We start from the raw sequence: 13,470 nt of genomic DNA, 5'->3' as shown, positions 1-13,470 counted from the left end.
AATGTTTGTAGGAAAGTTAAGCTTGTTGGATGATAAAATCGACGCGATGCTTCAAATGCAGCTGGTGGATTTAGCGCGGATGTTCACAAAGCGTAAAGAGCTAAAAGTGGAAGCAGCGTTCCATGCCGGCTATGAGGAAGCTTCCGCTCGTATAACGGTGAGTCAGTTTTGGTGGGACTATCCTCCGGTTGATAAAACAGCAGGGATGAAGAGTGATGTTTATCTGCGCGGTATCGGTAGTGCCTGGTTCACAGGGACAGCTGCGGTAAAGTCTTATCTAACCTATTGTCAAAGTACTCGTTTCCCGAAGTTGGCTAACTCACTCTTTGCATTATGTGAAGATATGCGGTTAGAGCGTATTTGTCGAGCACGCAGACCAGGTACTTCGCGGGTATTTGTCCATCGGCATCGCATTTATGGGGCTTATTTTCGACATAAGCTGCGTACTCACTTGATCAAAGGCGAAATGTCGGACGCTGTTATTTTGTTCATCTATGGTTGGTTTACAGGAACGGAATGGAGCTTAGGGGGTGCCGCAGAAGCGCCTGCCCGGTTGGCGATTTTTTATCCGCTACTGGAGAAAATCGAGGAGGCAGAGCATACGGCTGAAGTTGCCGCATGCTGCGAGGAGATGATAGACTCGCTGTCTTATTGGTTGGACAGGGATGCGCAAGTTGCTTATTTCTGGATGCAGCCTGGGGGCGGCGTGGCGGAGCCGCTGCCAGCGGGGTATAAGGGTGAGCTGAAACGCGCAAAGCGGCTCGCGAATGATGATGTGCTCCCCGAGCAAGAAGGGGAGCGTCAGTTACCGGGCCAGGAACGCATGCCGACCTGGCACCGCGAGAGCAGCGACCGCAGCCCAGGGCTGCTGCGGTTCGAGCTGGAGCGCGGCTCGCGCACAGCCGCTCCTGGGTCTGCGCCCCGCGAGGGCGACGCGGCCGACCAAGCGCTCGCCATCGCCCAGGGGCGCTCGCTGCGCGCCCAGCGCACCGGCGCCGCCTCCGGCGAGCGGCGCGAGGGTGTTGCCGTGCCCGCCACCGCGGGGCACGGGGAGGGCGCAGTCGCCGCGTACACGACGGCGACGTGGCTTGCGCCTGAGCGGCCCACTGCTGCGCAGGAGGCCGCCTATAGGCGCCTGAGCGAGCGTGCAGCACCGCTCGCGAAGCCTTTGCAGCGTGCGATTCGACGCACGCTGGAGCAAAAGCGGATCGCCCCGCACGGCGATCGGCTGTTCGGGCGGCTCGACAAGCGGCTAACGCGAGCCGTTACCCAAGAGATGCCGCGCCTCTTCTATAAGAAGCGCTCGCCTGTACCCCAGCTCGACGCGGCATTCGCGCTGCTCGTCGACTGCTCGGCGTCCATGTATGACAAAATGGACGAAACCAAGCTCGGTCTCGTGCTATTCCACGAGACCCTCCTTAACCTGCGAATCCCCCACGAAATTGTGGGATTCTGGGAGGACGCGGACCGCGTCACGGAGCAGGAAGCGCCGAACCTGTTCCAGGTTGCGGTCGACTTCGGCTCCTCCTTATCGTCCGGAAGCGGAGCGGCTCTGATGCAGCTTGAGCCGCAGCAGGACAACCGCGACGGCTTCGCGATTCGCCGCATGACAGAGCGGCTGCTGCGGCGTACGGAACGGCAGCGCATCCTTTTGATGTTCTCGGATGGCGAGCCTTCGGCAGCCAATTACAACGATGTGGGCATCCTTGACACCTACGAAGCTGTTCTGCATGCACGGCGATTGGGTATTGAAGTCATCAGCATTTTCCTTGCGAACGGCACCGTTCACGAAACCCAGCGGATAGCGATGCGCAACATGTATGGTCGCAGCAGTATTGTCGTATCCAATGTGGAGGAGCTTCCCGAGCAATTGGTGCCGATTTTACGCAAACTTCTGTTGAAATCTATCTTTTAACGTCGAAATCCTTTACAATAGATCAGGGTATTTTACGAGGCAAGTTGGAAAAGTACCCTGTTTATGCCATTATAGTTATCCTTACTTACATATATCTCATTCAGTTTCAAACTTACTTTGGTTGGGCAAATCATTTAGGGGGAAATCATCTTATGTACGGAGCACCATTATCGAACAAAGCCAAGAAAATCATGCTGCTTGGATCAGGGGAGCTTGGGAAAGAAGTCGTCATCGAAGCGCAGCGACTAGGCATTGAGACGATCGCTGTTGACCGCTACGCAAACGCGCCAGCTATGCAAGTGGCTCATCGCAGCCATGTGATTCATATGCTTGATGGGGAGCAGCTTAGAGCGTTGATCGAGCAAGAACGTCCAGATCTCATAGTACCTGAAATTGAAGCAATCGCGACTCCTGTTCTAGTGGAGCTTGAGAAGGAAGGCTATCGTGTTATTCCTACCGCTACTGCTTCCCGATTGACGATGGACCGTGAAGGGATTCGCCGTTTGGCTTCAGAAAAACTGGAGCTGCGGACAGCAAAGTATGCTTTTGCTAACAGTCTTGAAGAATTACACGCAGCTGTTGCGGAAATCGGTACACCTTGTGTGATTAAGCCGATCATGAGCTCATCAGGAAAGGGTCAAAGTGTATGCCGTACACCTGAAAATGTGGAACAGTCATGGAACATCGCGATGGAGGGCGGCCGCGCCAAGAACGCGCGTGTGATTGTTGAGGAGTTCATTCATTTTGAGTCCGAAATTACACTGCTGACGGTCCGTTCCGTCTCGGGAACAACGTATTGTGAGCCTATTGGTCACATTCAAAAAGACGGAGATTACATCGAATCGTGGCAGCCTCATGCGATGAACGAGCAGCAGATTCTAGATGCTCAACACATGGCCAAAACCATAACGGATGCACTCGGAGGCTTCGGTCTTTATGGTGTAGAGCTGTTCCTGACCAAAGAGGGCGTATACTTTAGTGAGGTCTCTCCTCGTCCACATGATACCGGCATGGTCACAATGGCCACGCAGGATTTGAGCGAATTCGCCCTGCATGCTAGAGCAATTCTCGGATTGCCTGTTACAGGGATTCGATTTTTGACACCAGGCGCGAGTTACACACTCAAAGCGGATCGCGAACAGATCGAATATACCATAAGCGGGTTAGAAGAAGCTTTGTCCGTTCCTAATACACAGGTTCGCGTCTTTGGTAAGCCAGAGACCAAAGTAGGACGCCGTATGGCTGTTGCGCTAAGCAGTGCGGATACCGTAGAGGAAGCACGAAGCCTTGCGAAGCAAGCGGCAGGTAAGCTTAAACTAAATTACGAATAAGATCAGCCCATCATCAGGAGGAATACACATGGAAGCTAAACCAGCAAGACTCTCCCGCACCGTGTTAACCGAAATTATTTTACCGGCGGACACGAATTATCACAATACCGTGTTTGGCGGCCGCGTGATGCAGTATATCGATAAGGTTGCAACGATTGCCTCGATGCGCCATTCGCGTAGAGGTGTTGTGACGGCGTCCAGCGATAGCTTGGACTTCTTTGCTCCCGTTAAACTAGGTGAAGCTATTCAGTTGGAGGCATTTGTAACCTGGACGCATCGAAGTTCCATGGAGGTATTCGTGAAAATCGAATCGGAGAACCTTCTGACGGGTGAAAAGAAGCGGACAGCGAATTCGTATCTAACCTTTGTGGCGCTCGATGATAATGGACAACCATGTCCAGTGCCGGGAATCATCCCTGAGACAGAGGAAGAAAAACATCTGTTCGAGACGGCTGAAACGAGATTTGCCGCTCGAAAGCTTCGCAAAGAAGAGCGGAATTTGAACCTGTAGTAGGATATTTTTATGATTTTGAAAGGCTAACTTTGACCGAAGTTTGACCAGGATGTAATATTATGGTAAACATGAATATATCAACCGAAAGTATCGGGCAGTTCCTTACTGGATCTGCCCTTTTTTATTGTAGAAATTCATTAGGAAGGGGTTTTATGGAAAATATCGAAAAATACAGTAGAGTGCAAATAGGGTAGTCATTCACTTCAAGATATTGATCGGGAGTAGCTAAGAATAGACGATTGTTTTCACTGAAAGAAAACGCAATAGAAGGAAAGTTCTGAACGGTGAGTCAGTTGTACTCCTCATGTAAAGAGACAGGATATGAAGGTTTCGACGTGGAATGTATTGTAGTGAAGTAAATAATACACGAATCAGGAGGTACGCATGTCGCATTTCATTCATGAAAAAGATGTTGTGTTGTTTCAGGGAGAAACCATTACTGATACCGAAAGAAATCTGGAAAACAGAGATAGAATGGGAAAAAGTGTTGACAAACTCAAAAAAGGGGGCGAACAGCGATGAGTACCAATACGCCGAGATCAGAGCCGTTCGAAACCAATATCGCCCCATGGCTTTCAGTGAGTAACGCGGCGAAGGCTTTAGAATTTTACAAGGCGGCGTTCGGTGCGATCGAGCTATATCGCCTTGAAGACGAAGACGGGAATCTGGCTGTCGCTCAGTTATCCGTCTGGGGAGCGGATTTCTGGATTCAAGACACCCCCGGCGCCAGCCCTGAGTCGGTTAGTCGAGGATCGGTTCGGATGATTATGACTGTCAAAAATCCGGATTTGGTGTTCGAACAGGCCCTCGCCGCTGGAGCAACCGAAATCGCACCCGTAAATGAAGGCTACGGCTGGCGCGTAGGGCGCATCCTTGACCCGTTTGGCCACCATTGGGAAATCGGCAAACAGATTAGCCAATGAATGTAGTTTAATCCAGTGGGTAAAAAGAAAGAAAGATACAATCAATTTGAGATCTGAAATGTTGGAGGAGTACATATTTTACATATTTGGAAATATAAAGTAAATGTAAGTTGACAAAAAATATGAAGTTAAGAGCGATTTTGTTAGAAAATTCGAAGACTCCTGACGCGTCCTTGGTCTGCCCGAGGCATTTTCGAGGAAGAATAAACAGGCAGACAATCCTGAGAGCCTAAGTCCGCCAGCGGACTTAGGCTCTCGGCTTCGTGAATTTAAGAACGTTATCTTACCAAAAAAACGTATTCACGCTGCGGGGAACAAGCCCCCTTGGTTTGCTAGAGGGATTTCGAGGAAGCATATACATAAGAAACACTGAATTGGCTAAGCCTGTCGGAACCGTGAGCAAGCTCACTTAAGCGAATAAGGATTCGTAGAAACGTCATGTGAAATTGATGAAGTAATATTGAAGTATTTTCAGGAGGACATATGAAGTTCGAGAATTTTAGAGAATTAATATTTCTTGGATGGAAGGAGGCAATGTGCTGCATTTTTCCTGTGATAATTTTTTTAACGTTGGCAGTTTCCAAATTGTTTCCAGTTCAATTGATTTATAGATACGATTTTATTCTAATTGTATGTATTCTTGCTCAATTGATGCTTGTCTGGAGCAAGATGGAGAGTATAGATGAACTAAAAGTGATTACCCTTTTTCATGTAATAGGATTTGGACTTGAATTATATAAAGTGAACATGGGATCTTGGTCTTATCCGGAGGAAGGATGGACTAAAATTGGGGGTGTTCCATTATATAGTGGTTTTATGTACGCGAGCGTAGCGAGTTACGTATGTCAGGCTTGGAAACGTTTTGATTTGCATTTTATTAATTGGCCTAGAACCTCTGTTTCTACCATAGTCGCTATATTAATTTATCTTAATTTCTTCACTCATCATTTTATGTATGATATTCGTTGGATTATTGTATTAGGGTTATTCATTATATTTTTTAAAACTAAAGTTTTATTTACGATTACAAAGAAACGATATGAAATGCCCATACTTCTTTCTTTTTTTTTGATTGCCATATTTATTTGGATTGCTGAGAATATTTCAACATTTTTCGGAGCTTGGAAATATCCTAATCAACAGAATTATTGGCAGATTGTTCATTGGGGTAAAATCAGCTCATGGTTTTTATTAGTTATAATAAGTATTATTATAGTCGCAGAACTAAAACAAATTAAATATACTCATAGGAATGAAGAACCATACACTAAGTATTTCTAAAAAGTCATCAACTTCACATAGCACTGTATCAAGCATCGGGCTTCGCCCCGGTTCGGCGAGAGTAATTGGCTGGGATGCAAATTCAGCGGACATCCGTGTTTCGAGGTGGATAACTTGAACCATATTGGTCAGGCCTAGGGGCTGGTTTCTTCGGTGGAGAGGGCTTTATCATGCAGAAAATCGAAGGCGATGGTTTGGCTTTTGTACATGCGGAAGGCTCCATCTGTGAGCGTGTACTTCGCCCAGGTGAAGTGATTCGCGTGGATACGGGTTGTCTAGTCGCTATGACACAAGAAAACAGCGTTATTCGGCGGCGAAGGCTTATTCTTCGCTACATAACGCGAGCCTGGGCGCGTCTGGATTCAATCTCTTCCTTTCAGCAGATTAGCGGATCGTATGGTGTCGGCATCAAGAGTGGAGGCAGGAAAGAAGAGGGCAGTATCTTAGGCGGTCTTGGAAATTTACTTGATGGAGACGGAAGATAAGTGTTGGACTCATACCTATAACGTAAAAATAAAGCCCGGAAGCGAAATGACACAATCGCACCGGGCTATTCTTATATTCTCTTACTTGGCTCCGCCTTCTGCAAGGATGGTTTCCCAGATTGCGCCTTTGCCATAGAGCTCTTTATTCACTTTATCCCAGCCGCCAAGATATTCGATATTGAATAAGCCGGCAGGTGTGGTGTAGTTTTTCTCGTATTGCTTAGCCACTTCAGGAAGAACGGAGCGGAAGCCTTTTTCCGCGAATACTTTTTGTGCCTCAGGGGTAAATAAGAAATCAAGGAAAGCTTGCGCTGCTTCACGATTGCCATGTTTATCAACGTATTTATCAATAAGGGCAACAGGATTTTCAATCGATGTCGTATATTGCGGAATGACTTCTACATATTTTTTGCCGGATTGAATACGTGCAAGAAGCTCATTCTCATAAGTAACGATCGCATCACCAACACCTTTGTCAAAGGTTGTTAGGGAATCCGCACCACTTTTATCTAGTACTTTAATGTTTTTGTATACTTTACTCACGAGATCTTTTGCAGCCGCAGGGTCTTTTTTACCTGATGCTTCGGAAGCTTTCAAACCTGCGCCATAGATGGCATTAATATCCCATTTGGCGCCGCCGGAAGTGCTTGGGTTAGGAATTAAAACTTCAACCCCCGATTTCGTCAAATCAGCCCAGTCCTTAATGCCTTTAGGATTACCTTCACGAACGCCAATTGCAGCAATCGAAGTCGTAACATTACCTTTGTATGGGTTGTTCTTCCAATCGTGAGTGATTAAGCCTTTCTCAGCAATTTTTTGAATATCTCCTTCCAAGGATAGAGGGGCGATATCAGCCTCAAAGCCTTGGATAATAGCAGTAGCTTGCGCACCGGAAGCTACATAGGATTCTTGGAACTCAACGGTTTGACCTGTTTTATTTTTCCATTGTTCTTTAAATTTAGGGATAATGAGTTCAAAGGATTCTTTGACAACGGAGTAAGCTCCCAGTGTAATTTTCACTTTACCGCCTGCAGCCTTTGGAGTAGTGCTTGCTGCGGCTGAAGCTGCAGGCGTTGTAGCTGCAGACGTTACTGGTGTACTAGCGGATTTTGTACCCGTTCCGCAAGCTGTAAGAGCGATGCTTGCTGTGAATAATGTTGCCGTGATTAAACCCAATGATTTAAAATTTTTCATGGTTTACAACTCCCCTTCTTATGTTTAAATAAAAACAGGTAATGGATCTTGTTTAGCCTGATTTTCGATCAATTTGTTCTCGTCTTTCGTAAATACGGAAATGTAATGGATGAGAATATTCACTTTATCTCCTGGTTGATAAATTTTTTCTTTGACGGACTGGTAAGCAAATAGCTTCAGAGTGCCCGTATCAATTTCCAAATACCAGGAATCCCCGCGGAAGTGAGCGTGCGTTACTTTTCCTTTTTCTCCAGCTGTAGCGAGATGACTTACATCATGAGGGCGAACTTCAATGGATTCTGGTCGAATGAGCACGTTTACGTCCGGAAGCCATTTGCCATCTTGCTGTACTTCTTCTAAGTAAGGAAACCCGATAAGCGGTGTATATTGCGAAATGATATTAGACTCCCCAATGAATGAGGCTACAAAAGAGGAGGAAGGCTTCGTATAAATCTCCCACGGACTTCCTTGCTGCTCAATTTTTCCACCTTGAACCAGAATAATCTCGTCCGCAACCTCGATAGCTTCATCCTGATCATGGGTAACGAAAAGGGTCGTTACTTTGAATTCATCGATGAGGTTCCTCAGCCAAACGCGCAGCTCTTTGCGAATTTTAGCGTCAATCGCTGCAAAAGGCTCGTCAAGCAAGAGCAGTTGAGGTTCTGGTGCTAATGCTCTTGCGAAGGCAACCCGTTGGCGTTGGCCGCCTGAGAGCTGATGAGGGAATTTACGTTCACTGCCTGAAAGCCCCATCAAGTTTAGAAGATAAGTGACTCTATCATGAATGAAGTCTTTAGGCTTTTTCAAAACCTTCAAGCCGTAAGCCACGTTTTCAAACACAGTCATATGCTTGAAGAGGGCATAGCTCTGAAAAACGAAGCCAATGCCTCTTTCTTGAACAGGAAGATGAGTCGCCAGTTTTCCATCGAAATATATATCACCAGAGGTCGGGCTTTCTAGTCCAGATAACATCCGCAGAATGGAAGTTTTGCCACCCCCGCTTGGTCCTATTAAACCTACGAGATGACCTTTCGTAATGCTGAAATTAACATCTTTGATGGCATGGAATTGCCCGAAATGTTTATTTAGGTTTTTGACTTCTATATGCATCAGGTGCTCCTCCTTAATGGCTTCTCAAGTGTTCACTTCTTCTTTTCAACCACTCAAGTGCTAATAAAATAGAAATCGATATGAGACCTAAAACAAAAGCAACGCTATTTGCAGCAACGAGTTGGAATTGTTCGGCATCTTGATAAACGAGAGTGGTTGCTGTTTGTGTTTGATTAATAATATTTCCAGACACGACAAGGATAGATCCGAATTCACCAAGCGATCTTGCGATCGTTAGGATGAGGCCGTATAGCACACCCCAGCGAATACCTGGCCATGTAATTTGAATAAAAGTACGCCATGGACCAGCACCTAAAGTAGCAGAAGCTTCTTCAGACTGTGTGCCAATCTCTTCAAGCAAAGGCACCACTTCACGTACCATTAGAGGAAAAGTAATGAACATCGTTGCCAAGACCATGCCGGGCAGGGCGTAGACGATTTTCAAATCATGATCTTCCATGAAGGTACCTAACGCCGTGTTTGGGCCAAAGATAAGAATAACCATTAAACCAACAATAATAGGCGATACAGCAAAAGGTAAATCAATAAGTGCATTTATCACAGGTTTCAACCAACGAGAAATCCATGAACCTCTGACAATTTCTAAGGAAACGTAAATGCCGACTATGGCATTAAGAATCGTTACAATCACTACAATGATTAAAGAAATCTTCATGGCATGCAGGGCTTCTGGTCGCACAAGTGCATCGAAAAAGGCTTGAGGTCCTTCTTCAAAAGCGCCAAATGTTATGCCGAGAAATGGTAACATAATAAGAAGGAAGATAACGAGAAACGAAATACTGATTAATATTCTTCTCATGCTAGGCGCCCCTTTCCGCGTGTCAATACATTGATTATCCATAGAATAAGGACGGACAATGTAAGTAGAACGAGAGAGATGGCTGCTGCGCCTTCGGGATTAAAGTTCTGTGTTTCACCATATATATAGACCGATGCAACCATCGTCTTGCCCGGCAAATTGCCTGAGATGAGAGAGATGGCCCCAAACTCGGCAAGAGATCGAGAAAAGGCGAGCATGCTGCCGGCTACAATACCAGGGAAAATAGCTGGGAAAACAATTCTACAGAATGTGTAAAACTTTCCCGCGCCAAGTGTAAAGCTGGCCTGTTCTTCTGCCGGATCGATTTGCTCTAGTAAAGGTTGAACCGTTCGAACAACAAAAGGGAAAGTGACAAATACAAGACCAATAACAATTGCAGTTTGATTATAAAGCAGTTTGACACCTAAATGATCGAGCCAGACACCTAGTGGACTTGAAGGTCCTAATAAGGTTAGAAACATTAATCCGGCCACAGAAGTTGGAAGTGAGAAGGGGAGATCCACCATGCTGTTCAAAATACTTTTGCCGCGAAATATATACCGAACAAGAACATAAGCAATGATGGTGCCGACAATTGCTTGAATGACTGTTGAGAAAATGCTGAGCTTAATTGTCAGCAAGATGGACTTCCAGGCTAATGGTCCTGTAACTTCTTTCCAAAATGGATCCCATCCTAATGAAAATCCTTTTAAATAGATGGAACCTATCGGTATGAGAAGAAGTGCAATCAGATAGCCAATAAGCACAGATCGAACCGTAGCTTTAAATACCTTATTTCCCACATTACACCACCTATTTTGCATTAATCATAGTTCTTTACTCGGAATTATAAGTTGACTATAGCAGTGGATGGTCTAATTTGTCAATATATCTAAGCGGATTATTATTCAAGAAAAATGAACTAGGTTTAACAACGCATTGGCGGTTATATCCTATCCTTATCTCTTGCAGCTTTTGCCATCGGTTGGAGTGTGAAGGGTTATATCTTCACAGGATTCTTATTCTTAGCCGCAGGTGCAGCATTACTAGGATATTGTATTGGATGTACCATTTTATTATCAGTACAAGCCATTTTTAAGCAAACAGAGAATTAAGTGCGGTTAATGATTGCTAAAAATGGAAAGACTCTCACTTGTGAATGATCAAGGCGGGGGTCTTTTCTAATATAGGCTCGTTTTGTTACTGAAATATGTTAAAAATAGGATTGACACCTCTAGTAGGTGATGCTAATATTGTAATTAAATCATACTAATCAGATCGGAATTATTAGTTAATGTGAAAGGGAGTCAACATCATGGAGCATGCAATCACTATTCAAAGCGACGACGTCGAATTAGCTGCTACGTTACATTACCCTACAAATCAAGCAGGAGCTGCTCAAGTCGACTGTCAACGTTGGCCGCTCATTATCATTTGTCACGGTTTTATTGGCAGCCGGATAGGGGTGGATCGGTTGTTTGTGAAAGCAGCTCGTGAGTTTAGCTCGCAAGGATACCTTGTTCTACGTTTCGATTATGGTGGTTGTGGAGAAAGTACTGGCGATTATGGCGCAGGCGGATTGGATGTTCTGATCGAACAGACGCGAAGTGTCATTGATTATGCGTTAACGATTGATTGCATTGATCTAAGTCGTGTCATCTTGGTCGGGCATAGCTTAGGCGGTGCTGCAGCTGTTTTAACAGCCGCTAAAGATAATCGCGTGAAAACACTCGTACTATGGTCATCTGTCGCTCATCCACACAATGATATTGTGCGAATTGTAAGCAAGAATGAATACCAGAAGCTGCCACTAGGCGGAGCTATTGATCATCATGGATACTTACTGACTAGCCGATTTTTCGATTCATTATCTCAACATCAGCCTTTTGAACAGCTGCGTAAATTTAACGGTGATGTCCTCGTCATACATGGAACTGCGGACGATATTATACCTGTCGATTATGCGCCCTTATATCAGAAGATGTTTTGGCTGCGTAATGAAGGTCAATGCGATATCGAGCTTGTCTATCAAGCTGATCATACTTATTCAACAACAGGTTCTACCAAAGAACTTTTTGAGAAAACAGGGAACTGGTTATCCTACATTCAGAAACAGAGAAAAAATTGGAACGATTGGACGATTTAAAAGAAGCGGAGGAAATGAGATGGCGAAACCATTAGAGTTAGATAATGTTTGGATGGACAGAATCAAGCAAATTTTAAATGGATTAGAATACGGTTCCGTTCAAATTGTCGTGCACGATGGGAAAATTGCGCAAATTGATAAGACGGAGAGAAAACGTTTTGATACGTCATCTCAAGCACAATCACAGTTACAAGCTGTAAAATCAGTCAAACAAACTAGCAAAGCATAGCTGTTGCATTGGCTTAGAATATAAGCGTTTTAGAAGCCCTCTTTCTTCGGAAAGGGGGCTGTTTTCGTGAAAAAGAAGCTGTATACTGAATAGGAATAGCTTCACAGTTGCGGAATAGATGAAACGTTGATGGGGGTATCTAATTATGAGGAATCAGCATTTCATATGGAAAGACGCTGGGCAAATAAATAATTATGTGTATGAATGGTTGCCTGAGGAGACGGTAGCGATTAAAGCGATTGTGCAAATTGCACATGGCATGTCGGAGACGGCCGTCAGGTACGAAAGATTAGCCGAGGTATTAACGCGGCATGGTTATGCCGTCTATGCTAACGATCATTTGGGACACGGACGAACAGCTGGATCACCTGAGGCCGTTGGTAAGTTTGGTAAAGATAGCTTTCGCAGCATGGTTGAAAATATGGGGCAGATCACTAATCATATACGTACAAAATATCAAGAACATATTCCATTGTTTGTGATGGGGCATAGTATGGGCTCATTCTTAACGCAGCATTACATGGTATCGTATTTAAGGCAACATCCGGATCACGTTCAAGGCATCATATTGTCCGGCTCCAATGGAAAAGAGGGTGCAGCTTTGCATGCTGGAATTGCAATTGCGACCGTTGAAGCAGCCTTTCGTGGAGACCATCACCGTAGTAAGCTTCTAACTTCTCTGTCATTTGGAGCTTTTAATAATAAATTTGCACCAAACCGAACACCATTTGATTGGTTAAGTAAGGATATAGACGAAGTTGATAAGTATGTGGCCGATCCTTATTGCGGCGTTACGTTTACCTCGGGATATTTCAGAGATTTTTTCAGAGGACTAAAGGAAATTCATCAAGCTGAGCATGTTAATCGGATTCGCAAAGATTTGCCGATATACGTATTTTCAGGAGAAGATGATCCAGTTGGCCGTAATGGCAAAGGGGTGCGGAAGCTGCTTAGCATGTACCAGGCGCTTGGACTTCAGAAAGTAAGCAGCAAGCTTTATCCGGGCGGGAGACATGAAATGTTGAATGAAGTCAATCGGAATGAAGTCATGGATGACATTGCGGTGTGGTTGAACAAGCAGATTGCATTTAAGGGATTAGATAACGGAAAGCATAGTGGATGAAGGCAGAAGGCTGTTGCTCCTCCTTGTAGAGACATCTATGAGTACACTGGTACCCATAGTCTGGACACTTTGAAAAAGTGTTCAGACTGTGGGTACCTTTTTTTGTATACTAGAGTAAGCACCGGAGGGGATTACATCATGTCTAAAAAAATCTTTAACGAAAAAGACCGAATGAAATTATCAACCAATAAATATGTTGTCAAGATAAGTGAGAAAGCAATAACCTATGCTGATGAATTTAAACAGTTGTTCATCGATCAATACATGGAGGGGAAAACCCCTTGGGAAATCTTTGAATCAAACGGTTTTGATGTAAACATAATTGGAAAGCAACGTGTAAAAGCATGCGCCAAGCGTTGGAAGAAAGCATACGGAGAAGATGGAATTACTGGACTAGCC

At 45.0% G+C, this 13,470-nt stretch carries 15 protein-coding genes and 1 pseudogene; 12 read left to right on the top strand and 4 right to left on the bottom strand.

Translation table 11 applies throughout. The features are described from left to right. The first annotated feature begins 1 nt into the window (after position 1). The 7 genes and pseudogenes from BLT91_RS12440 to BLT91_RS12415 all read left to right on the top strand — a co-directional run. Positions 2-1,915, top strand: a complete 1,914-nt coding sequence (locus BLT91_RS12440) for a nitric oxide reductase activation protein NorD (RefSeq protein WP_090821762.1) — start codon at positions 2-4, stop codon at positions 1,913-1,915. Between the two features lie 152 nt (positions 1,916-2,067). Next, positions 2,068-3,246: a formate-dependent phosphoribosylglycinamide formyltransferase gene (purT, locus tag BLT91_RS12435; RefSeq protein ID WP_090821264.1), complete on the top strand. Its 1,179-nt coding sequence runs from the start codon at positions 2,068-2,070 to the stop codon at positions 3,244-3,246. Positions 3,247-3,274: 28 nt separating this feature from the next. Further along, complete coding sequence (locus BLT91_RS12430; RefSeq protein WP_090821262.1) at positions 3,275-3,757, top strand: acyl-CoA thioesterase; 483 nt, start codon at positions 3,275-3,277, stop codon at positions 3,755-3,757. Between the two features lie 387 nt (positions 3,758-4,144). Then, positions 4,145-4,282, top strand: a complete 138-nt coding sequence (locus BLT91_RS31560; protein ID WP_175532273.1) for a hypothetical protein — start codon at positions 4,145-4,147, stop codon at positions 4,280-4,282. Further along, positions 4,279-4,683, top strand: coding sequence for a VOC family protein (locus BLT91_RS12425; protein ID WP_090821260.1), 405 nt, complete (start codon positions 4,279-4,281; stop codon positions 4,681-4,683). The genes BLT91_RS31560 and BLT91_RS12425 overlap by 4 nt, the downstream gene beginning before the upstream one ends. 483 nt (positions 4,684-5,166) lie before the next feature. Beyond that, positions 5,167-5,964, top strand: coding sequence for a DUF817 domain-containing protein (locus tag BLT91_RS12420; protein WP_090821258.1), 798 nt, complete (start codon positions 5,167-5,169; stop codon positions 5,962-5,964). Between the two features lie 134 nt (positions 5,965-6,098). Then, positions 6,099-6,449: pseudogene (locus BLT91_RS12415) on the top strand (AIM24 family protein); the annotation flags it as partial. Between the two features lie 81 nt (positions 6,450-6,530). Here the strand turns inward: BLT91_RS12415 and BLT91_RS12410 are convergent. The 4 genes from BLT91_RS12410 to cysT are packed head-to-tail and all read right to left on the bottom strand — an operon-like array spanning position 6,531 to position 10,376. Beyond that, positions 6,531-7,643: a sulfate ABC transporter substrate-binding protein gene (locus BLT91_RS12410; protein ID WP_090821256.1), complete on the bottom strand. Its 1,113-nt coding sequence runs from the start codon at positions 7,641-7,643 to the stop codon at positions 6,531-6,533. 24 nt (positions 7,644-7,667) lie between these two features. Then, positions 7,668-8,753 carry an ABC transporter ATP-binding protein gene (locus tag BLT91_RS12405; RefSeq protein ID WP_090821254.1) on the bottom strand — a complete coding sequence of 362 codons (1,086 nt, stop codon included), beginning with the start codon at positions 8,751-8,753 and terminating at the stop codon, positions 7,668-7,670. Positions 8,754-8,766: 13 nt separating this feature from the next. Next, complete coding sequence (locus tag BLT91_RS12400) at positions 8,767-9,573, bottom strand: sulfate ABC transporter permease subunit (RefSeq protein WP_090821251.1); 807 nt, start codon at positions 9,571-9,573, stop codon at positions 8,767-8,769. Next, positions 9,570-10,376 (bottom strand): sulfate ABC transporter permease subunit CysT, encoded by an 807-nt coding sequence (cysT, locus tag BLT91_RS12395; protein WP_368086796.1) that lies wholly within the window; start codon positions 10,374-10,376, stop codon positions 9,570-9,572. Before cysT ends, BLT91_RS12400 begins: the two co-directional genes overlap by 4 nt. A 189-nt stretch (positions 10,377-10,565) precedes the next feature. On the opposite strand from cysT, the gene BLT91_RS12390 reads away from it, so the two are divergent. The 5 genes from BLT91_RS12390 to BLT91_RS12370 all read left to right on the top strand — a co-directional run. Beyond that, positions 10,566-10,688, top strand: coding sequence for a hypothetical protein (locus BLT91_RS12390; RefSeq protein ID WP_254776916.1), 123 nt, complete (start codon positions 10,566-10,568; stop codon positions 10,686-10,688). A 200-nt stretch (positions 10,689-10,888) separates the two neighbouring features. Next, entirely contained in the window at positions 10,889-11,719 is an 831-nt protein-coding gene (locus BLT91_RS12385) for an alpha/beta hydrolase family protein (RefSeq protein ID WP_090821247.1), read from the top strand. A gap of 19 nt (positions 11,720-11,738) precedes the next feature. Next, positions 11,739-11,948, top strand: a complete 210-nt coding sequence (locus BLT91_RS12380; RefSeq protein WP_090821245.1) for a YezD family protein — start codon at positions 11,739-11,741, stop codon at positions 11,946-11,948. A gap of 145 nt (positions 11,949-12,093) precedes the next feature. Beyond that, positions 12,094-13,071 (top strand): alpha/beta hydrolase, encoded by a 978-nt coding sequence (locus BLT91_RS12375; RefSeq protein ID WP_090821243.1) that lies wholly within the window; start codon positions 12,094-12,096, stop codon positions 13,069-13,071. Positions 13,072-13,209: 138 nt separating this feature from the next. After that, positions 13,210-13,470: HTH domain-containing protein (locus BLT91_RS12370; protein WP_368086795.1), on the top strand; the 261-nt coding region annotated here is incomplete at its 3' end.

The sequence above is a fragment of the Paenibacillus sp. yr247 genome, from assembly GCF_900103825.1.
Classification (GTDB): domain Bacteria; phylum Bacillota; class Bacilli; order Paenibacillales; family NBRC-103111; genus Paenibacillus_E.
The sequence above is the reverse complement of the archived record's forward strand: the minus strand, read 5'-3'. Positions and strand labels throughout refer to the sequence as shown.